The sequence below is a fragment of the Zymobacter palmae genome, from assembly GCF_003610015.1.
Classification (GTDB): Bacteria; Pseudomonadota; Gammaproteobacteria; order Pseudomonadales; family Halomonadaceae; genus Zymobacter; species Zymobacter palmae.
On the sequence record NZ_AP018933.1, the window covers coordinates 269,125 to 290,597 of the forward strand.

The window sequence follows — 21,473 nt, forward strand, 5'->3', positions numbered from 1 at the left end:
ATGTTGACCAACCTCTGTCATGTGTCACCTCTGGCACCGGCGCATAGTGGTTGACGGGACAGTACGAATGATCTCTTCTCTCTTCAGGTGGTCCCTTGGCTCGTTCCTCTTCTCGATCAGGCGGTTCCGATAACGGTTCCCAACGCACCTCCCGTAGTCGCAGCAGTGCAGGCTGGCTCAGGGAGCATTTCGACGATGTCTACGTCCAAAAATCGTGGGTCGATGGTTATCGCTCGCGTGCCAGCTACAAGCTTTTGGAAATAGACGAAAAGGACGCGCTGCTGAAGCCAGGTATGCGCATCGTCGACCTCGGTGCGGCACCGGGTGGGTGGAGTCAGGTCGTGACTCAGAAACTGAACGGCAATGGAACGGTCGTTGCATCGGATATCCTTCCCATGGAACCGCTCCCAGACGTAAGCTTTATTCAGGGTGACTTCACCGAAGATGCGGTACTTGATGCCATACTGGCAGAAATTGCCGGACGTGAATTCGACGTAGTGCTGTCGGATATGGCACCTAACATGAGTGGGCAGACCTCCATTGACCAGCCGAGCGCAATGGGACTGGTTGAGTTGGCGCTGGATCTGGCTCGTCAGATTCTGAAACCCGGTGGTGACTTTCTGGTCAAGGTGTTTCAGGGCGAAGGGTTTGATGCCTACCTTAAGGACATGCGGGGCTCGTTCGACAAGGTCGTTACGCGCAAGCCCGGAGCTTCGCGTGCGCGCTCGCGAGAAGTCTATCTGCTAGGACGCGGTTTTCGTGGCTGATTGAGCTACCTGGCCGTTAAAGCTGTGCAATACTTGTATTGCGATACCGATGGCCTCATCTCTGGATAAAGCAGCATGTCCTGAATGAGCATGTCTGGAAAGAAGTAGTCGCCCGACGCACTTTGAGGTGTGTTGGCCTCAGAATCATGCAGTGAGGGTAATCCCTTGAACGATACGACCAAGAACCTGAGTCTATGGTTGATCATCGCAGTGGTGCTGCTGCTGGTGTTCAACAATTTCAGCGTTGACTCAGCGCCTCCGGCGGTCAGCTATTCCGACTTCGTCCACAATGTGCAGGACGATAAGGTCAAGAGCGTTACCATCGATGGCTACGTCATCCATGGCAAACAGCAGGATGACACGTCTTTCCAGACTATCCGTCCGAGCGTGGGCGATGATCCTCAGCTGATCAATCAGATGCTGCATCACGACATCAAAATCGACGTCCGTGAGCCGCAGCAGCCGAGCATCTGGAAGAGCCTGCTAATCAGTGCCTTCCCGATCCTGCTGACGCTGGGTGTGTTCTTCTTTTTCATGCGCCAGATGCAGGGTGGTGCCGGTGGCAAGGGCGGCCCGATGAGCTTCGGTAAATCCAAGGCGCGTCTGCTGTCGCAGGATCAGATCAATACCACGCTGAAGGATGTGGCGGGCTGCGATGATGCCAAGGCCGAAGTGGCTGAACTGGTCGACTTCCTGCGTGATCCGGGCAAGTACCAACGTCTGGGCGGCAAGATTCCACGCGGTATCCTGATGGTCGGCCCTCCTGGGACCGGTAAAACCCTGCTGGCTAAGGCTATTGCGGGTGAGGCGAAAGTGCCGTTCTTCACTATCTCGGGTTCTGATTTCGTCGAAATGTTCGTCGGGGTTGGGGCGTCGCGCGTGCGCGACATGTTCGAGCAGGCCAAGAAGAGCGCGCCGTGCATCATCTTCATTGACGAGATCGATGCCGTAGGTCGTGCGCGTGGCGGCAGCATGAGCGGTGGCGGCCACGATGAACGTGAGCAGACCCTCAACCAGCTGCTGGTCGAGATGGACGGTTTCGAGAAGAACGATGGCACCATCGTGATTGCGGCAACCAACCGTCCCGATGTGCTGGACAAAGCGCTGCTGCGTCCGGGCCGATTTGACCGTCAGGTCACCGTCGACCTGCCCGATTTCAAAGGGCGCGAACAGATCCTCAACGTGCATCTGGCGAAAGTGCCGTGTGCCGATGATATCGACGTCACTAAGCTGGCACGTGGTACACCGGGCTTCTCCGGGGCGCAGCTGGCCAACTTGGTTAACGAAGCCGCACTGTTCGCTGCCCGTCGCAACCTGCGTCTGGTCGGCATGAAGGAGCTCGACGATGCGCGTGACAAGCTCATTATGGGGCTTGAGCGCCGCTCGCTGATGACCGATAAGGAAAAGTTCAGCACCGCCTACCACGAAGCGGGTCATGCGATCGTGTCCCTGCATGTGCCGGAATACGACCCGATTTACAAAGTGTCGATCATGCCGCGCAGTGGTGGTTCGCTGGGTGTAACCATGTTCCTGCCGGAAGAAGCGTACAGCGAATCGCGCCGCAAAATGGTCAGCCGTATCTGTGTCGCGATGGGTGGCCGTGCTGCCGAGGAAATTCTGCACGGGCCGGAAGGCGTGACCTCCGGTGCTTACGGTGATATTCAGCAGATCACCCAAGTGGTCTACAACATGCTGTCGCGCTATGGTCTGTCCGACAAGCTGGGCATGCTGCTGTATGATGATCCGCAGAATCAGTACATGGACAGTCAGGGCGCTAAGCGCTTTATGTCTGAAGAAACGCGCCAGCTGCTGGACCGCGAAGCGCGTCGCATCATTGATGAGTGCTATCAGGAAACCACGCGTATCCTGATTGAGCACAAGGACAAACTGGATCTGATGGCCAAAGCGCTGGTGGAATACGAAACGCTCGATTCCGATCAGGTTGCTGAAATCATGGAAGGCCGTTTCCCGTCTCCGCCTAAATCCACCGGTGGCGGTACGCCGCCGAACGGTGGTCAGGTGATCGACGGCACGGCCACGCCGGTCAACGGTGGTGGCGATGTACAGCCGCCGCCCAGCGAGCCTGGCGACAATGTCCGTGACGAACGCTCCAACGATGATCCGCAGGACCCGCGCTCATGAGGTCACTGTCTGAGTGATTCCGTGACGCCATGACGGGCAGGTAGGGGAAACCCTGCCTGCCCGTTGTCATTTGTTACGCTGGCTGGTTGCATGTGCGGTCGTGATGCTTCGGCATGATGGTTCGCCTGATCCGGTATAGCTTGAAGAACAACGAAGGTAATGATTAATGCCTCAGTCTACCTCCTCTTTCCCAATGGCATCGTCCGCACTGGTCTGTGGGCGAAAGACGCTCGACCTGACCCGCCCCCATGTCATGGGGGTGCTCAACGTTACACCCGACTCCTTTTCGGATGGGGGGTGCTACAACACCGTTGATGCTGCGTTGAAGCGCGCAGAATCCATGCTGGCGGAAGGTGCCGACATCATCGACGTCGGGGGAGAGTCCACTCGCCCCGGAGCGGCACCGGTAACGGCGCAGGAAGAGCTGGATCGTGTCGCGCCGGTGGTTGAGCGCTTGGTAGGCGAGCTGGACGCACTGGTGTCGCTGGATACCAGCTGCCCAGTGGTGATGACGGAAGGTGCTCGCCTAGGGGCAGGCATTATTAACGATGTGCGCTCTCTGACTCGTGAAGGAGCCCTAGAAGCAGCGGCTGCCACATCGCTGGCCGTCTGCCTAATGCACATGACCGGTGAGCCGGATACCATGCAGCTGTCGCCCCATTATGACGAGCCTATCGAAGCGGCCGTGGCACGGCAGCTGGCGGAGCGAATGCGCGCTTGCGAGGCGGCTGGCATTGCAGTTGACCGTTTGATCCTTGATCCGGGTTTTGGCTTCGGCAAGACCTTGGCGCATAATCTTCGCTTGATGCAACAGATGGATATGTTGCAGGTATTCCGTCGCCCGCTGCTGGTGGGGGTGTCGCGCAAAACTATGATCGGGCAAGTGCTCGACCGTCCGCTCGCACCGCTGGGTGAAGGGCGCATCATGGGCGGATTGGCATTGGCCGTCATGGCGCTTGAGCGTGGCGCGACCATCATTCGCACTCACGATGTGGCCATTACGCGTGATGCCATGGATATGTTCCAGGCCGTACAGCAGGCATGACGAATTTTTCAGGGTCGCTGGATGGCGACCAATGATCGTCTTGATCAAACAAAAGACAGTGAGGAGAGAAGCGTGTCAGCCAAGACAACAGCACGCCGTTTCTTTGGAACCGACGGTATCCGCGGCACAGTAGGTGAATATCCCATTACGGCCGATTTCGTGCTCAAGCTGGGATGGGCCGCCGGCCGCGTTCTGCGCCGCAACGGGGCCGCGAAAGTGGTCATCGGTAAGGACACGCGTATCTCCGGCTATATGTTCGAAGCCGCTCTGGAAGCCGGTTTCTCCGCGGCGGGCGTCGATGTGATGCTGTTGGGGCCGATGCCTACCCCCGGCATCGCGTATATGACGCAGACTTTCCGTGCGCAGGCCGGTGTAGTCATCAGTGCTTCGCACAACCCGTATCAGGACAACGGCATCAAGTTCTTCTCTGCCGATGGTCGTAAGATTCCCGACGAGATTGAGCTTGAAATCGAAGCAGAGCTGGAACGTCCGCTGACGACGGTCGTGTCCAACGAACTTGGCAAGGCCGTGCGTATTAACGACGCTGCTGCGCGCTATATCGAGTTTTGTAAGTCCTCAATGCCCGAGCGCACGGGCCTGCAAGGGCTGAAAGTGGTGCTCGACTGCGCCAACGGCGCAACCTACCACATCGCCCCTAGTGTCTTCCGAGAACTTGGTGCCGACGTCACAGTCATCGGTGCGTCTCCGGACGGCCTCAACATCAACCGCAATGTCGGCTCGACGTCTATTCGTGCGCTCAAGGCGAAAGTGATCGAAACTGGCACCGATATCGGCGTGGCATTCGACGGTGATGGTGACCGTGTCATCATGGTAGATGAACACGGCCGCGAAGTTGACGGTGACGAACTGCTCTATCTTATCGGTAACGATCGCCATAAGCGTGGTGTGCTGCACGGTGGCATTGTCGGTACCGTGATGAGCAACCTCGGTCTTGAAAATGCGCTCAAGCGCAAAGGCATTCCGTTCGAGCGTGCACAGGTCGGCGACCGCTACGTCATCGAACGCCTGCAGGCCAACGGCTGGGAACTGGGCGGTGAGTCGTCGGGTCACATCGTCTGTGGGCACGTTCAGACCACTGGTGATGGTATTGTTGCCGCGCTTCAGGTGCTGTCGATCATGATGCGCGAAGGTCGCACGCTGGATTCTTTGCTGCAGAATTTCGAAAAAGCGCCGCAATCACTGATCAATGTGCGTCTGGATAGTCGTGCAGATCGCAAGGCGCTGATGGAAGCCGAAGCCGTTCAACAGGCCGTCACAGCCGTCGAAGCCGAGCTGGGCGAAGAGGGTGGTCGCGTACTGCTGCGCCCCTCCGGTACCGAGCCGTTGATTCGTGTCATGGTCGAAGCGCAGCCAGCATTCGATGCCCATGCGCTGGCAACGCGTATCGCGGATGCTATTGAGGCAGCGCGCGCCGCGTAATGCTTCGATGACCGGCAGGGAGTGCTGCTCGCGCCCTGCCGGTTGTATTGGGCACGGTCGTCCATTACCATTTCGAGCCAACACGTGAGGGCGGGTACTGAAATGCGCAAGCCCATGATCGCGGGTAACTGGAAAATGAACGGTACTCGGCAGCTAGTGGCTGCGTACCGCAAGGCCTTTATGGATGCGGATATCACCGATAAGGTCGATGTTCTGCTGATCCCTTCGTTTCCTTATATCGGTGAGATGGTACGTGCCCTGCTGGGTAGCGGCGTCAAGGTGGGTGCTCAGACGCTCAACCCTCGCGGTGCCGGTGCTCACACCGGGGAAGTCAGTGGCGTCATGTTGCACGAACTGGGCGCGGAATATGTGCTGGTCGGGCATTCCGAACGTCGCCGGCTGTACAAGGAAAGCGAAGACGAAATATTCGCGCGCGTGAATGCGGCGGTAAGCGAACAACTTCACCCTATCTTGTGTGTGGGCGAAACGCTCGAACAGCATAAGTCGGGTAATGCACTGGCAACGGTGCTGCATCAGGTTAGCTCGGTGATGGAGCGCCTAGATGCGCGCTACCTTTCGTGGGTGTCGATTGCCTACGAACCGGTCTGGGCTATTGGCACTGGACTGACGGCAACGCCAGAGCAGGCGCAGGAAATACACGCGGCCATTCGGGAATATCTCCATGAAATTGATCCCGAATTGGCTGAATCGACCCGGTTGCTCTACGGTGGCAGCATGAATGCGCACAACGCGCGTCGCTTGTTGGCCCAGCCGGATATCGACGGCGGTCTTATTGGCGGTTCCTCATTGAGGACCGAAGATTTTCTTTCAATCTGTCATGTTGCAGGTCAAAACTGATGACGTATCTGACTCTTGTGGTTCATATTCTCCTGGCGATCAGCCTGATCGTTCTGGTTCTGCTGCAGCAAGGCAAGGGGGCCGAAGCTGGCGCAGCCTTCGGTGGTGGCGCGTCCCAAACTGTATTTGGTTCCCGCGGTAGCACAGGCTTCCTTGCTAAGCTGACCGGTCTGTTGGTTCTGCTGTTCTTTGTGACATCCTTGGGGCTGACGGCCTTTGCCCATCACGCTCAGAAAGTCGCGACCGAAGTGCAGACGGCACCTGCCACCACCAGCGTGTCAGAGCCTGCTGCGGCGACTGAAGAAAACAATTCTGCCAAAGCCGTTGACGAAGCACCGGCTACCGTGGATAATGCAGCGCCTGTACAGGATAAAGCGCCTGCTGCTGAACAGCAGAGTACGCAGCATCCTGCACAGTGATGCAGTGAAACAACCTGTTGATAGATCAACAAGGTTTGTGTAAAGTACACTGCATATCCCCTGATGCCGAAGTGGTGGAATTGGTAGACACGCTATCTTGAGGGGGTAGTGGCCGTAAGGCCGTGCGGGTTCAAGTCCCGCCTTCGGCACCATCTAAGCATCTTCTTTATGATGCGGGTACGGTTGGAAGCAAGAATAAGCAGCATGCATCGTTTTCTGATTGCTTTAGTGAAACGATGTCTCTACAATGTTGCTTGATGATGCGGGGTGGAGCAGTCTGGTAGCTCGTCGGGCTCATAACCCGAAGGTCGTTGGTTCAAATCCAGCCCCCGCTACCACTTATTTTATACGGAAAGCCCCTTCCAGATAGAAGGGGCTTTTTGTTACGAGGTAGCCACGGCATGCACCCTGCATGACGAGGATGCACCTCGAAGGCGATGCCAATCGGCCACCTCTCGATGTTCTGTCCGGCCAGGTGCCAGTCAACCTCCGCTAGGTACCCCTGTATGCCGACCTGATATAGCACGGCGCTTTGGCCTTGCATCGGGAGCAGGTGCCCGTTTGGCACCTGCCATCGGAATCCATACAGAGGAGCCTTGCTAGTGGCTACCAAGGAAACAGCAATTCAGACACTCATCGGGCCTACCATTTCGGCCATGGGGTTCGAACTGTGGGGAATAAGTCATATCTCCCAGGGACGCAACTCTAGGCTTGTCATCTATATCGACAGTGACAAAGGCGTCACCGTTGACGATTGTGCAGATATCAGTCGTCAGGTCAGCGCGCTGCTCGATGTCGAAGATCCCATCTCAGGACATTACGATCTAGAAGTGTCTTCTCCTGGAATGGATCGTCCCCTTTATACGCTTTCGCATTACGAACGCTACGCTGGACACCAGATTCAGTTGCGGCTTCGCGTTCCTTTCGAAGGTCGCCGCAAGTTCCAGGGATTGCTGGCTGGCGTTGAGCAAGACGAAGTGCTCCTGCATGTCGATGGTGAGGAATATGCCTTTCCCATTGAAGGTATTGAGCGTGCCAACGTGATGCCAACCTTCGAAAACAAGAGATGAAAGACTAAGCGTCTGCCCTCGATATCGACGAGGAAAGGGTCGCTCACAGGGATGATGACGTGAGCAGCGGACGTGGTAAAAACGATTTTTCTGGCGAGGCAAAGACATGAGCAAAGAGATCTTGCTGGTCGTTGACGCAATTTCGAATGAAAAAGGTGTTCCGCGCGAGGTCATCTTCGAAGCTGTAGAGGCCGCATTGGCAGGCGCTTCGAAGAAGCGTCTCGAAGGACAGGACGTCGATATCCGTGTTCATATCGACCGTGATACCGGGGATTACGAAACTTTCCGTCGCTGGACAGTCGTGCCCGATGAAGACTACACCACGTCCCACCGACAGATTCCGTATTCTGCGGGTCTGGAGCGTGAGCCTGCACTCGATATGGGTGACTGCGTCGAAGAAAAGATCGAATCGGTCGGCTTCGGACGCATCGCTGCCCAGATGGCGAAGCAGATCATCGTACAGAAGGTTCGTGAAGCCGAACGCGCTGAAATCGTGCGTCAGTATCGCGAACGTGAAGGCGAAATCATCAGCGGTACGGTCAAGAAGATCACGCGTGACGGTCTGATCGTCGACCTTGGCGAGAACGCAGAAGCCTTCCTGCCGCGCAATGAAATGATCTCTGGTGAACGCTATCGCATGAACGAGCGCGTACGTGCGCTGCTGTGGAAGGTCGATGCCGAAGCGCGTGGCTCACAGCTGATCCTGTCTCGCTCTCGTCCAGAATTCCTGATCGCACTGTTCGAAATCGAAGTACCTGAAATCGCCGAACAGCTGATCGAAATCAAGGGCGCTGCGCGCGATCCGGGTTCCCGTGCCAAACTGGCCGTGAAGACCAATGATCGTCGCATCGACCCCGTCGGCGCTTGCGTCGGCATGCGAGGCTCTCGTGTGCAAGCCGTTTCCAACGAGCTGCGCAACGAGCGCGTCGACATCGTATTGTGGGACGATAACCCCGCTCAATTGGTTATCAACGCTATGGCACCGGCTGACGTCGCTTCCATCATGATGGATGAAGACGCTCACGCTATGGATGTCGCCGTAGCCCAAGACAATCTGGCCCAGGCTATCGGCCGTGGTGGTCAGAACGTTCGTTTGGCATCCGAGCTGACCGGCTGGTCGCTCAATGTCATGACGGAAGAAGAAGCGCTTGGCAAGCGTGAACAGGAAATCGACAGTCATGTCGATTACTTCATGGAGCACCTCGGCATCGAAGAGGAGCTGGCGCGCGTACTGGTCGAAGAAGGCCTGACCTCGCTCGAAGAAGTGGCCTATGTGCCGCTCGACGAAATGCTCGAAATCGAAGGGCTGGATGAAACGCTCGTCGAAGAGCTGCGGTCACGTGCCAAAGATGAGCTGCTCAATCTTGCCATCGCGACAGAAGAGAATCTGGACGGCGCTCAGCCGGCAGATGATCTGCTCGAAATGGAAGGTATGGATCAGACGCTGGCCCTTACGCTGGCCGCGCGAGGCATCTGTACTATGGAAGATCTGGCCGAGCAGGCCATCGAAGATCTCAAGGATATCGACGGCGTGGATGAAGAACGCGCCGCCGCATTGATCATGACGGCCCGTGCGCCCTGGTTCGCAAGCGAAGATTGATCGCTGTATGGCTGCCGCTGGCACATGAGTGCCCGGCAGCATCATGTCGCAATGGGCAGCAACGGGTTCAGGAGGGTCGAATGGCAGAAATGACGGTTAAGGAATTTGCACAGAAAGTGGGCCGTGAGTCGGCACGCTTGCTGGAGCAGATGAAGGAAGCAGGTCTCGAGCACGCGTCTGAGAATGATGTAGTGTCTGAAGAAGACAAACAGCGTTTGCTGGAGCATCTGACTCGCCAGCACGGCGGTAACGCTGGCCCAGGCCGTAATCGCATTACCCTGACGCGCAAGACGAAAAGCCGTCTGCGCACAGGTGATCGTAACAAGACGATCGAAGTGCAGGTACGCAAGAAACGTACCTATGTAAAACCGGAAACCGAAGAACAGGCTCCGGCAGAAGAAGCCGTCAAGCAAGAGCAGCCGAAGAAACAGGATGCTGTTCGCTCTGAAAGCAAAGCGAAGCCGCGTGATGAAGCGCCTCGCAATGCCAGCAAGCGTGAAGAAGCTCCCGTTGTTGACGTTGATGCCGCGGCTCCGGCCGTCGTTGATGTCGAAGGCGCTGCAGCGGCAGGCGATGGCGCTGATTCCGGTGCGGTAAGCCCGCGCGGTGAAGGCGCTCGTCGCAATCGCAAAGACCGTAAAGAAGCGAGCTCCGAACGTCGTGAAGACAACGAAGAGCGTCGCGAACGTCGTCGTGGCGGTGCCAAGAAAACGCGTCGTTCCGAACGTCGCGGTGGCCGTCGCAGCGGTGGCAACCAGAACAGCAACAATGCACACGGCTTCCAACGTCCTACTCAGCACATCGTGCGTGAAGTAGCGCTTCCGGAATCTATCAGCGTTGCAGAACTGGCCGACAAGATGGCCGTCAAAGCGGCCGAAGTCATCAAAACCATGTTTACCATGGGTGCTGCCGTTACCATCAACCAGACCATCGATCAGGAAACTGCTGCGATTGTCGTGGAAGAGATGGGCCACACGCCGAAACTGGTCAATGAAAACGCCATCGAGCTCGAAGTGCTCGAAGCGAACAACTACGACGGTGAGAAGGTCAAGCGCGCGCCGGTCGTTACCGTCATGGGCCACGTTGACCACGGTAAGACCTCGCTGCTCGATTACATTCGTCGTACTAAGGTCGCCACAGGTGAAGCGGGTGGTATCACCCAGCACATCGGTGCCTACCACGTCGAAACCGACAACGGCAACATCACGTTCCTGGATACCCCTGGACACGCGGCGTTTACCGCCATGCGTGCTCGCGGTGCGAAAGCAACCGACGTGGTCATCCTCGTTGTTGCGGCCGATGACGGTGTCATGCCGCAGACGATCGAAGCGATCGAACACGCGCGTGCCGCAGAAGTGCCGATCGTTGTTGCGATCAACAAGATCGACAAGCCGGGCGCTGATCTAGACCGCGTACGCAACGAACTGTCACAGCACGGTGTCATCTCCGAAGAATGGGGTGGCGATACCATGTTCGTGCCGGTCTCCGCGAAGATGGGACAGAACATCGACGGCCTGCTCGAAGCAGTCCTGCTGGTGTCTGAAGTCCTTGAGCTGGATGCCGTACCGTCCGCACCGGGTAAAGGTGTCGTTGTCGAATCCCGCTTGGACCGTGGTCGTGGCCCCGTGGCAACCGTACTGGTCCAGAACGGTACCCTGCGCAAGGGCGATACCGTACTGGCTGGCCTGCACTACGGTCGCGTCCGTGCGCTGATCAACGAACTGGGTCAGCAGATCGACGCTGCCGGTCCGTCCATGCCGGTCGAGATCATCGGTCTTGACGGTACGCCGGATGCCGGTGAAGAGTTCACGGTTGTTGCTGATGAGAAGAAAGCGCGTGAAGTCGCCAATTTCCGTCAGGGCAAATACCGTGAAGTCCGCCTGGCTCGCCAGCAGAAAGCCAAGCTGGAGAACATGTTCAGCCGCATGAGTCAGGAAGAGAGTGCAACGGTCAACGTCGTACTCAAAGCGGACGTACAGGGTTCTCTGGAAGCGATCCGCAGCGCGCTTGCCGACCTGGCCAACGACGAAGTCAAAGTGGCTGTCGTTTCCTCCGGCGTGGGTGGTATCACCGGTACTGACGCGAACCTGGCTGTGGCATCCGATGCCATCGTCATCGGCTTCAACGTCCGTGCGGATGCCAGTGCGCGTGAGATCATCGAACGTGAAGGTCTCGACCTGCGCTACTACAGCGTCATCTACCAGCTGATCGATGAGGTCAAGCAGGCGATGAGCGGTATGCTGGCACCGGAATGGAAAGAAGAGATCGTTGGTGTGGCTGAAGTCCGCGATGTCTTCCGTGCGCCGAAAATTGGTGCGATCGCTGGCTGTATGGTCGTCGAAGGGACGGTTTACCGCAGCAAGCGTATCCGCGTTCTGCGTGACAACGTGGTTATCTACGAAGGCGAGCTGGAATCCCTGCGTCGCTTCAAAGATGACGTTAACGAAGTCCGTAACGGTATGGAATGTGGTATCGGCGTTCGCAACTACAACGACGTTCAGGTCGGTGACAAGATCGAAGTCTTCGATCAGGTCAAAGTCGAACGTTCACTCTGATCGCCTTCTCATTGAAAGGGGCTATGCATGCGTGAATTTAAGCGTACCGATCGAGTGGCAGAGCAGCTCCAACAGGAGCTGGCTCTTCTGATCCAGCGCGAGGTGAAAGACCCTCGCCTGGGGATGGTCACCATCAGTTCGGCGAAAGTCAGCCGAGATCTGGGTTACGCCGATGTCTATTTCACCCTGCTGGGCGATAACGACGCCGTGAGCATCAAGGACAACCTGGCGATTCTTCGCCAGGCCTCCGGGTTCTTGCGTAGCCGTATCGCACGCACCATGTCGCTGCGCCATGTGCCGGAACTGCGTTTCCACTACGATGAAAGCGTCGTACGTGGGCACCAGCTGTCGGCATTGATCGATGAAGCCGTGAAAAGCGACCAGCAGCACCAGGGTGATGCTGACGCGAGCGCAGAAGATTCAGGCGAGGCGTAATCGTCATGGCAAGACGTCGGAAAGGGCGTGCCTTGGATGGTGTGCTGCTGCTGGACAAGCCCAAGGGCTTGAGTGCCAACCAGGCCTTGCAGCGAGCACGCCGTCTCTTCCAAGCGGCCAAGGCAGGACATACCGGAACGCTGGATCCCATGGCAACGGGCCTATTGCCTGTCTGCTTTGGTGAGGCAACCAAGTTCTCGGCCTACCTGCTGGACGCCGACAAGCGCTATCAAGCGCGTGTGCAGCTTGGCGTGGCGACCGATAGCGGCGACGCTGAGGGTCAGGAAATCGCTCGTGCTGACGTGCCCGTGCTGGATGAAGTAGCGCTTGAGGCGGTACTGACACGTTTTCGCGGCGAGATCGAACAGGTGCCGCCGATGTATTCGGCCCTGAAACACCAAGGGCGCCCGTTGTACGAGTTGGCGCGCCAGGGTATTGAGATCAAGCGGACACCGCGTCAGGTCACCTTGTATGACATCACGCTGATGGAATGGGATCCTGATACGCAGTCGCTGCTACTGGATGTGACGTGCAGCAAGGGAACCTATATCCGGACGCTGGCGATTGACATCGGTGCTGCCATTGGGTGTGGTGCGCACTTGACCATGCTGCAGCGCTTGCAGACGGGCCCTTTCAATAGTGAAGGTATGCTGAGTCTGGATGCACTGGAAACTACGGAAGAAGCGGCGCGCGACGCTCATCTGCTGCCGGTCGATGTGCTAATAGAGCACCTGCCGACCGTGAATGTGGATGCTGCATCGGCTGAGCGGCTACTGATGGGGCAGAAGGTGCATGCCGACACGGCAACGCATGACGACGACGTCATGCTAAGAGCGTATGAAGGTGATCGCCTGCTTGGGTTGGTCACTGTCGTTAAGACGGGTGTAATTGGTCCTCGGCGTCTGCTGAGAACTGTGTTATAGTCCGCGGCTGAACTGGATGACTGCAAATATGCGTGGTCATCTCTCACATGCTGTCAAAGCATATTGATACTGGAGAATATCATGGCTCTGTCTACAGAACAGAAAGCTCAGATCATCAAAGAATTCGGTGCCAGCGAAACGGATACCGGTTCTTCCGAAGTACAGGTTGCACTGCTGACTGCTAACATCACTGGTCTGCAGGATCACTTCCAGTCCCACAAACAAGATCACCACTCTCGTCGTGGTCTGATCCGCATGGTTAACCAGCGCCGCAAACTGCTGGACTACCTCAAATCTCGCGATTTCGACCGTTACCAGTCTCTGATCCAGCGTCTGGGTCTGCGTCGCTGATATCGGCGGTGTTGCAAGCATCGTGAAAACAGGCAGCCTGAACAGGCTGCCTGTTTTTTCATATGTGTACATCTGGAAACAGCGTCTCGCACGCTGTGCCTTAAGGAAAGTGGCTTTCCTCGCTGTCACAATTCCGATGACAGATTGGCAGGAAGGCTCTACCATTGAGGCGTAACCAAAGATGCCTATATACAAAGTTTATCGAAGGACTTCAGATTGAATCCTGTCAAGAAGACATTCCAGTACGGTGGCAAGACGGTCACCCTCGAAACCGGTCGTGTTGCCCGTCAGGCTACCGGTAGCGTTCTGATTTCTATCGACAACACCGTCGTACTATGTACGGTCGTTGCCAAGAAAGAGACCCGTGAAGGTCAGGACTTCTTCCCGCTGTCCGTTCACTATCAGGAAAAAACCTACTCCGTAGGTAAGATTCCTGGTGGTTTCTTCAAGCGTGAAGGCCGCCCGACAGAGAAAGAGACGCTGACGTCTCGTCTGATCGACCGTCCGATTCGTCCGCTGTTCCCGAAAGGCTTCATGAACGAAGTACAGGTTATCTGTACCGTCATGTCCGCTGATCGCAATCAGGATCCGGATATTGCTGCCATGCTGGGTACGTCTGCAGCGCTGGCCGTTTCCGGCGTACCGTTCTCCGGTCCTATCGGTGCCGCACGCGTTGCCTTCACCGAAGATCGCGGCTATTTCCTCAACCCGTCCCAAGAAGAGCTGGCAGCGTCCGAGCTTGACATGGTCGTGGCGGGTACCGAGAAAGCCGTACTGATGGTGGAATCCGAAGCGGCCGAGCTGACAGAAGACGAAATGCTGGGTGCCGTACTGTTCGGTCACCAGGAAATGCAGGTTGCTATCGAGAACATCAAGGCGTTCGCTGCTGAAGCGGGCAAGCCGAAATGGGACTGGCAGCCGGCAGCCGTCAACGATGCGCTTAAACAGGCCGTAGCACTGGGCTTCGAAAAAGCGATCGGTGACGCTTACCGCATCACTGACAAACTGCAGCGTCAGGATGCCGTTGCCGAACTGCGCAACAAGGCTGTTGAGCAGCTGGCTGGCGAAGGCAGCGAGTTCTCTGCAGAAGACGTCAGTGGCGCATTCGGTAGTCTCGAAAAACGCGTCGTTCGTCGCCGCGTCATCGCTGGCGAACCGCGTATCGACGGCCGTGACCGCACTACCGTTCGTCCGCTGAGCATCGAAGTTGGCGTTCTGCCGCGTGCGCACGGTTCTGCGCTGTTCACTCGTGGTGAAACGCAGGCAATTGTCACGACCACGCTGGGTACGCTGCGCGATGCACAGCTGATCGAAGGCCTGGGTGGCGAACGTCATGACCGCTTCATGCTGCACTACAACTTCCCTCCGTATAGCGTAGGTGAAGCAGGCTTCATCGGTTCTCCTAAACGTCGCGAGATTGGCCACGGCCGTCTGGCACGTCGCGGTGTTTCCGCAGTACTGCCAGCAGAAGACGCCTTCCCTTACTCCATTCGTGTCGTCTCCGAAATCACCGAATCCAACGGTTCCAGCTCTATGGCATCCGTTTGCGGTGCTTCTCTGGCACTGATGGATGCGGGAGTCCCGTTGAAAGCACCGGTTGCCGGTATCGCGATGGGTCTGGTCAAGGATGAAGACGGTTTCGCTGTTCTGACCGACATCCTCGGTGATGAAGATCACCTCGGCGACATGGACTTCAAGGTGGCCGGTAGCGCTGAAGGTGTTACCGCACTGCAGATGGACATCAAGATCGAAGGCATCAACGAAGAGATTATGGAAGTGGCGCTGGCTCAGGCCTATCAGGCTCGCCTGTCTATCCTCTCCCAGATGAACGAAGTGATCTCGCAGAGCCGTAACAGCGTTGCCGAGCATGCTCCGGCTATGGCATCGATCAAGATCGATACCGACAAAATCCGCGATGTCATCGGTAAAGGTGGTGCCACCATCCGCCAGATCTGCGAAGACACGGGTGCATCCATCGACATCGATGATGACGGTACCGTCCGTATCTACGCTGATACCCGTGAGGGTCTTCAGCAGGCCATCAATACCGTTGAAGGCATCACTGCCGAAGCGGAAATTGGCAAGCTGTATCGCGGTAAGGTTGTACGCATCGCTGACTTCGGCGCATTCGTCAACTTCATGCCGGGTACCGACGGTCTGGTACACATTTCCCAGATCGTGCCGGAGCGCGTCAACGACGTGAAGGATTTCCTGAGCGAAGGCGATATGGTCGTCGTTAAGGTGCTCGATATCGATAACCGCAACCGTGTGAAACTGTCCATCAAGGAAGTAACACCGGAAGAAAAAGCGGCGTTCGAAGCTAGCGAAGCAGAATGATGTGAGGTGTGAGCGGGGTCTGTTTGGACTTCGCTCTCATCGGCATTGAAAAGCCCCCGTACTCAACGAGTGCGGGGGCTTTTGTATATATGGCGCGGCCATAAGTAGTGTACATGACGCAGTGCGGGTCAAAGCGGCGCTCTGAAGGCCGATTAGTATCGAGCCTGCTCCTAGCATGGCTGGCCGTTGTGAGGCTCTGGCAGGCCCTGATATGGCTGTGGGTGCTAATTCGGATCAGGCGACAGGAAGCTCTACCTTCAGGTTATCCAGCAGGCGTGTGGTGCCGAGATAGGCAGCGACTAGCAGAATGCCTTCACGGGTATCTTCCGTTGCGGGCACCAGCGTGTGGCGATCACGCAGCTCAAGGTAGTCTGCGGTGAATCCCTGGGCATCCAGCTGACGGATGCCTTCTTCAAGAGCCTGTTCGTGACTCAGTCCCTGCTCCAGCAGTTCTTTGATGCAGATAAGGGTTCGGTACAGTGCCGGTGCCGTAGCGCGCTCGACGTCTGATAAATAGCCGTTGCGGGATGACAGTGCCAGCCCGTCATGGTCGCGCACGATCGGTGCGCCCAGTACCTCAACCGGGAAGTGCAAGTCGCGCACCAAGGCCTTGATGACCTGCAGCTGCTGGTAGTCCTTCTCGCCGAAGATGGCCGTGTCCGGTTGGACCAAATTGAACAGCAGCGAAATGATAGTGACAACGCCATCGAAATGGCCGGGACGCTTCGCGCCACATAGCCCTTGGCTGACAGCGCCAGCAACAACGCGGCTCATGTCGCTGGCCGCGGCTGGGAAAAGATCGTCTGCCGCAGGGGAAAACAGAATATCGCATCCTGCGCCGTCTAGTTTTGTCGCATCGGCTTCCAGCGTGCGAGGGTACTGATCGAAGTCTTCTCCTTCACCGAACTGCAGTGGATTGACGAAGACGGTCGCAATGACGATGTCGGCCTGTTCTCGTGCCTGTCGAACGAGGCTCAGGTGGCCGTCGTGCAGGTTGCCCATGGTGGGAACGAGAGCAATGCGGCGTGCAGGTTGCCCTACGGGGTGGCGGAGGGTCGTTATAGCGTGGCGGAGTGTGGAAATGTCGGAAATCAGTCGCATGGGAAGCTCGTATCATGCTGTACGGCGAGCATAGAGCACCTTGCTCGCGGTAACCAAGTCGGTTTATGGGTCGAGCGGCATCAGACTTTTATTCGTGTATACCGTTCAGCCTGAGCGATATGGCATTCGAATGCAGGCGCATGTTCATGCGCTATGTCAGGAGGTGGGTGCCCAGCGAGGATGGCGCTCTGATGTCTGTCTCGCTGCTATCCACCCAGTGTGGCTGAAAGGCTCGACCCTTCGTAAAGCCCTCAATGTACACCTCTCGGTGCGCTCCGTGTACGTGTCGAGGTAATAAATCGCTAACGTTGCCTTATCCGTTCGATACTGTAGGCATATGAGGTGTGGTGGTATGGACAGGAGGTGCCGGCGCATGGCAGGCGGGTGTGCATCCATGTCATGCGCCAGAAAAAAGGCGTTAGAAGCAGTGTTCGTCGTCTGGGAAGGTACGGCTGACGACGGCTTCATGGTAAGCCGCCAGTGCTTCCAACACGGAGTCTTCGCCCTTGAGGAAGTCCTTCACAAAGCGGGGCGTTTTTTCACCCGTCATGCCGAGCATGTCCTGAATCACGAGAATTTGGCCATCGACGTCTGGCCCTGCACCAATACCGATGACCGGTACCGTCAGTGCATCGCGTACCTGCTGTGCAAGTGCGGCGGGCACGCATTCGAGCAGCACTATCGCAGCGCCAGCCTGCTCAAGGTCCAGTGCATCGTCAATGATGCGCTGCGCGTCGTCAGGGTCGCGGCCCTGTACGCGATAGCCACCGAAGTTGTTGACGTGCTGAGGTGTCAGGCCCAGATGCACGCAGACAGGCACGCCGCGTTGAGTAAGCTCGGCGATAGCTTCATGGCGCCATGCACCGCCTTCAATCTTGATCATGTGAGCACCGGCCTGCATCAGCGTGCAGGAGGCTTCAAGAAGGTGGGATAGGCTGGTATCGGCCATGAAAGGTAGGTCGGCCATGATCAACGGACGAGAGGTAACGCGTGCAACGCAGCGAGTGTGATAGGCGATGTCATCGACAGTAACGGGCAGCGTGCTGGTCTGGCCCTGCATGACCATGCCGAGAGAGTCACCGATCAGCAGTACATCAATGCCTGCTTCTTCGGCGAGACGTGCCATGGAGGCATCGTAGGCGGTCAGACAGCTGAAGGGAGTATTGCTTTCACGTCGGCCGACTAGGGTAGCGATCGTGACAGATGACATGAGGTATCCTCGTGTGCATGAACGTGTGAAGGGGACGCAAGGTGCCCTATAGACGCGTTAGCGTACCACGAAGCTCATCGGTCACAAGTGTACTAAGCGGGAGATTCATACCCGGGTGAATCAGGGTTGGGGCGATATCCAGTAAGGGAATCAGCACGAATCCACGCTGATGCATTTCATGATGGGGAAGGTTAAGGCGGGGATGATGCATCACGCGATCATCGTACAACAGTAAGTCGAGATCCAGTGTGCGTGGTCCCCAATGGCGCACGCGAACGCGTCGCTGACGTTGTTCGATACTCTGGAGCTGATCCAGCAGCGCCAGAGGCGAGAGCGCTGTACGAAGATGGACACAGGCATTGACGAAATCAGGCTGATCCTGCGGCCCAACCGGTTGACTGCCGTACAACGGCGAAGTGGCAACCCGTTGGGTCAAAGGCAGCGCATCCAGATGCTCAAGCGCTCGCATCAGCTGCGCTCTAGGATCATCAAGGTTGCTGCCCAGGCCGATATAGGCGTCATGCCATGCCAGCATCAGCTTGTTCTCTGCTCTTTGCGCGGCGAACGGCGGCGGCGGCGCGGGCGGCTGCTTGGTGCTTTGGCGGTCGATGCGGGCAGCGCAGCGATCATCTCACGGCGGCTGTGCTCATCCAGTGCCTGATACTGTGTCCACCAGTCACCCAGACCCGGCTCAAGCTCGCCAGCGGCTTCGCGCAACAGCAGGAAGTCATAACTGGCGCGGAAGCGTGGATGCTCCAGCAGCTGGTCAGCGCGTTTGCCACGGCGACGCGGCAGGCGTTGCTGCATGTCCCAGATATCCCGCATCGGCAGACTAAACCGTTTGGGAATGGACGTGTGCTGAAGCTGGCGCGTAATCGTCGTGTGCGCGGCCTGCTGGCCGGCCGGAATTTCCGACATGCCTTCTGCCTGCATGGCCATGGATTCCATGACGACGGCGGGCCACAGCAGTGAGGCATACAGGAACGCAGGCGTTACCGGCTTGCCTGCGGCCAGACGTGCATCGGTGTTCTTCAATGCCTGGCGGATCATTTTCTCGGCCCACGGCAGTACGCTTAGCGCGTCGAACGTGGCCGGGAAGAGCATGGCGAATAGGCCTTGCTCCCGCAGAATCAGATAGGTGGCCAGGGCCTTGCCGGACAGGAACAGTTTCAGCACTTCTTCGAAGAGGCGTGCAGGTGGAACCTGAAGCAGCATCGGCGCAAGTAGATGGATAGGCTCTTCGGTCTCTTCTTCCAGCGTGAAGCTGAGCTTGGCCGCAAAGCGTACCGCGCGCAGCATGCGTACGGGGTCTTCGCGATAGCGCACCTCGGGCTTGCCGATAAGGCGCAGGCAGCGCGCTTCCATATCTTCTATGCCGCCCGCCCAGTCGTGGATCGTGCCATCGATAGGGTTGTAGTAGAGCGCATTGACAGTGAAATCGCGGCGCAAGGCATCTTGATCGACGCTGCCCCAAACGTTATCGCGCAGCAGCATGCCGTCTTCGGACTGCTGAGAGCGATGATCGCCCTCGTCGCCGGAGTGCTGGCCGCGGAACGTGGTGACTTCGATGATCTCGCGACCAAAGCAGACGTGAACGATACGAAAGCGGCGCCCGATGATGCGAGCGTTGCGAAACAGTGCGCGCACCTCGTCGGGGGTGGCACTGGTGGCGACGTCAAAATCCTTGGGATCAAGCCCAAGCAGTCCATCTCGTACGCATCCCCCTACGAGATAGGCTTCATGACCCGCCTCTGCCAGCCGGTGGACGACCTTGAGCGCGTTTTCACTGAGTTGGTTTCGGCGCAGGATATGGTCCTTGCTACCAAGAATCCTGACGTGTCCTGAATGTTTGCCAATCGGGGTATTCAAACGATTACCGCTACCTGATGAAGTTGTATTGCCCATAAGGGCTAGGATTGACTGGTAGTGTAGCGAAGGCTTTTCTCATTTCAAAGCAGGTTATTGTGGAGCTTCTGCTGATTCTACACCGTTTCCCATCGCTACGGGTCTGATTGCTATATCGGAAAGAAGGTCCATCGACTGATGGTCTGGAATCATGGCCCCGCGATAGAGGGGCGTGAGAAGGGGCTATTGTTCTTGTAAGACCCTCCCGCCTGTAAGGGGTGGTTATCGTTGTTGCAGCCTGGGGCTGGGGGAAGAAAAACACTCGATGTTGTTTTTGTTGAGCGCCGAGTTTTGTTTTTCGTCGCTACTCACCCAGGGTGAATAGAGGGGCGTGGCAGCGGCATTGTTCTTGTTGTCGCCTTTCTGTCGTATTGCCCTTTGTTTTTGTTGTGCAATACCCAGCAGAACCACCATCGTACCCGTCCTTCACAATGCGGGAACCGTGCCGATATTGATTGATTTGCTTGAATATCATGAGGTTATGAAGATTGAGCTGTCAGTGTGCCTATGCAGGAAGAGTGTCGGAGGCACCGGGCGGTTCAATGGCGTGCATTTTGTGAACCAAAATGGTGCGCAATTGTTCTTTTTTGGTGCGTGATTGCTAAGCGCTTTCCGGAGGTACGGTATCTACTGCGTTGATCGGAATGATTATTTCTGATGCTGCAGAGCTATCGAGTACTGAAGATGTATGGGCAGGAAAAAATGAGGATCAAGGGGAGGGCGAGCAGGCAGATGCAAGAAAGGCCTGCAGTCGCAGGCCTTTCCTCAGATATCAGTGACCGCCGAGTTGGCGTTCTTTGAGTTCTGCCAGTGTCTTGCAGTCGATGCACTGTGTCGCTGTGGGACGAGCTTCCAGACGACGAATGCCGATTTCGACACCGCAATCTTCGCAGTAGCCGTAATCATCTTCATCGATGTGTTCGATGGTTTCGTTGATCTTCTTGAGCAGCTTGCGTTCACGATCACGCGTACGCAGTTCAAGGTTGAAGCCTTCTTCCTGTGTCGCACGGTCCGCAGGGTCCGCATAGTTGTTGGCTTCTTCTTGAAGATGGCGAACGGTGCGGTCGACTTCTTCCATCAGGTCCTGTTTCCAGTTCAGCAGGATCTGGCGGAAGTGCTCAAGCTGCTTCTCGTTCATGTACTCTTCGCCAGGAGCTGGCTCGTACGGTTTAAACTTGTTCAGCGCTTCTGGGATATTATCGGCAACTGCCATGGGTAATGCCTCATTACGCAGTGTGACTTGAGCCGCATTGGCCGCAGCAGATGGGGTGGCAGCGTTGCGATTGCCTCCCATCGAAGGTAGAGCCTTTTATCT

General features: G+C 56.9%; 19 protein-coding genes and 2 tRNA genes. 15 read left to right on the plus strand and 6 right to left on the minus strand.

All coding sequences use genetic code 11. The features are described from left to right. The first annotated feature begins 95 nt into the window (after nt 1-95). The 15 genes from rlmE (at nt 96) to pnp (ending at nt 15,942) form a co-directional block, all read left to right on the plus strand. A complete protein-coding gene (gene rlmE / locus ZBT109_RS01185) occupies nt 96-767 on the plus strand; it encodes a 23S rRNA (uridine(2552)-2'-O)-methyltransferase RlmE (RefSeq protein WP_051523893.1) in 672 nt (223 codons plus the stop codon). Nucleotides 768-932: 165 nt separating this feature from the next. After that, the gene (gene ftsH, locus ZBT109_RS01190; protein ID WP_051523895.1) at nt 933-2,909 is read left to right on the plus strand and encodes an ATP-dependent zinc metalloprotease FtsH; all 1,977 of its coding nucleotides are present in this window, start codon (nt 933-935) and stop codon (nt 2,907-2,909) included. Between the two features lie 166 nt (nt 2,910-3,075). Next, nucleotides 3,076-3,954 (plus strand): dihydropteroate synthase, encoded by an 879-nt coding sequence (folP, locus tag ZBT109_RS01195; protein ID WP_038278458.1) that lies wholly within the window; start codon nt 3,076-3,078, stop codon nt 3,952-3,954. Between the two features lie 72 nt (nt 3,955-4,026). Continuing rightward, entirely contained in the window at nt 4,027-5,394 is a 1,368-nt protein-coding gene (glmM, locus tag ZBT109_RS01200; protein ID WP_027705423.1) for a phosphoglucosamine mutase, read from the plus strand. A 102-nt stretch (nt 5,395-5,496) separates the two neighbouring features. Further along, the gene (gene tpiA / locus ZBT109_RS01205; protein ID WP_027705424.1) at nt 5,497-6,252 is read left to right on the plus strand and encodes a triose-phosphate isomerase; all 756 of its coding nucleotides are present in this window, start codon (nt 5,497-5,499) and stop codon (nt 6,250-6,252) included. After that, nucleotides 6,252-6,671 (plus strand): preprotein translocase subunit SecG, encoded by a 420-nt coding sequence (gene secG / locus ZBT109_RS01210; protein ID WP_051523896.1) that lies wholly within the window; start codon nt 6,252-6,254, stop codon nt 6,669-6,671. Before tpiA ends, secG begins: the two co-directional genes overlap by 1 nt. A gap of 65 nt (nt 6,672-6,736) precedes the next feature. Further along, nucleotides 6,737-6,823: transfer RNA gene (locus tag ZBT109_RS01215), tRNA-Leu, on the plus strand. A gap of 109 nt (nt 6,824-6,932) precedes the next feature. Further along, a tRNA-Met gene (locus tag ZBT109_RS01220) sits at nt 6,933-7,009 on the plus strand. A 264-nt stretch (nt 7,010-7,273) separates the two neighbouring features. Next, nucleotides 7,274-7,741 carry a ribosome maturation factor RimP gene (rimP, locus tag ZBT109_RS01230; protein WP_027705426.1) on the plus strand — a complete coding sequence of 156 codons (468 nt, stop codon included), beginning with the start codon at nt 7,274-7,276 and terminating at the stop codon, nt 7,739-7,741. 106 nt (nt 7,742-7,847) lie between these two features. After that, on the plus strand, nt 7,848-9,341 hold the full coding sequence (gene nusA / locus ZBT109_RS01235; RefSeq protein WP_027705427.1) for a transcription termination factor NusA: 1,494 nt from the start codon (nt 7,848-7,850) through the stop codon (nt 9,339-9,341). An 80-nt stretch (nt 9,342-9,421) separates the two neighbouring features. After that, nucleotides 9,422-11,896: a translation initiation factor IF-2 gene (infB, locus tag ZBT109_RS01240; RefSeq protein WP_027705428.1), complete on the plus strand. Its 2,475-nt coding sequence runs from the start codon at nt 9,422-9,424 to the stop codon at nt 11,894-11,896. A 27-nt stretch (nt 11,897-11,923) separates the two neighbouring features. Then, nucleotides 11,924-12,331 (plus strand): 30S ribosome-binding factor RbfA, encoded by a 408-nt coding sequence (gene rbfA / locus ZBT109_RS01245; protein WP_027705429.1) that lies wholly within the window; start codon nt 11,924-11,926, stop codon nt 12,329-12,331. Nucleotides 12,332-12,336: 5 nt separating this feature from the next. After that, complete coding sequence (gene truB, locus ZBT109_RS01250; RefSeq protein ID WP_027705430.1) at nt 12,337-13,254, plus strand: tRNA pseudouridine(55) synthase TruB; 918 nt, start codon at nt 12,337-12,339, stop codon at nt 13,252-13,254. An 81-nt stretch (nt 13,255-13,335) separates the two neighbouring features. Then, the gene (gene rpsO / locus ZBT109_RS01255) at nt 13,336-13,605 is read left to right on the plus strand and encodes a 30S ribosomal protein S15 (RefSeq protein ID WP_027705431.1); all 270 of its coding nucleotides are present in this window, start codon (nt 13,336-13,338) and stop codon (nt 13,603-13,605) included. A gap of 216 nt (nt 13,606-13,821) precedes the next feature. Beyond that, the gene (gene pnp / locus ZBT109_RS01260) at nt 13,822-15,942 is read left to right on the plus strand and encodes a polyribonucleotide nucleotidyltransferase (protein ID WP_027705432.1); all 2,121 of its coding nucleotides are present in this window, start codon (nt 13,822-13,824) and stop codon (nt 15,940-15,942) included. A gap of 234 nt (nt 15,943-16,176) precedes the next feature. On the opposite strand, the gene panC is transcribed toward pnp, so the two are convergent. From panC to dksA, 6 genes are all read right to left on the minus strand, one after another. Next, a complete protein-coding gene (panC, locus tag ZBT109_RS01265; protein ID WP_027705433.1) occupies nt 16,177-17,043 on the minus strand; it encodes a pantoate--beta-alanine ligase in 867 nt (288 codons plus the stop codon). Between the two features lie 418 nt (nt 17,044-17,461). Further along, the gene (gene panB, locus ZBT109_RS01270; RefSeq protein ID WP_027705434.1) at nt 17,462-18,253 is read right to left on the minus strand and encodes a 3-methyl-2-oxobutanoate hydroxymethyltransferase; all 792 of its coding nucleotides are present in this window, start codon (nt 18,251-18,253) and stop codon (nt 17,462-17,464) included. A gap of 46 nt (nt 18,254-18,299) precedes the next feature. Further along, on the minus strand, nt 18,300-18,788 hold the full coding sequence (folK, locus tag ZBT109_RS01275) for a 2-amino-4-hydroxy-6-hydroxymethyldihydropteridine diphosphokinase (protein WP_038278462.1): 489 nt from the start codon (nt 18,786-18,788) through the stop codon (nt 18,300-18,302). Then, nucleotides 18,788-20,122, minus strand: coding sequence for a polynucleotide adenylyltransferase PcnB (gene pcnB / locus ZBT109_RS01280; RefSeq protein ID WP_051523898.1), 1,335 nt, complete (start codon nt 20,120-20,122; stop codon nt 18,788-18,790). Before pcnB ends, folK begins: the two co-directional genes overlap by 1 nt. Nucleotides 20,123-20,380: 258 nt before the next feature. Then, nucleotides 20,381-20,572, minus strand: a complete 192-nt coding sequence (locus tag ZBT109_RS01285; RefSeq protein WP_027705436.1) for a hypothetical protein — start codon at nt 20,570-20,572, stop codon at nt 20,381-20,383. A 358-nt stretch (nt 20,573-20,930) separates the two neighbouring features. After that, a complete protein-coding gene (gene dksA, locus ZBT109_RS01290) occupies nt 20,931-21,371 on the minus strand; it encodes an RNA polymerase-binding protein DksA (protein ID WP_027705437.1) in 441 nt (146 codons plus the stop codon). Between the last annotated feature and the right edge of the window lie 102 nt (nt 21,372-21,473).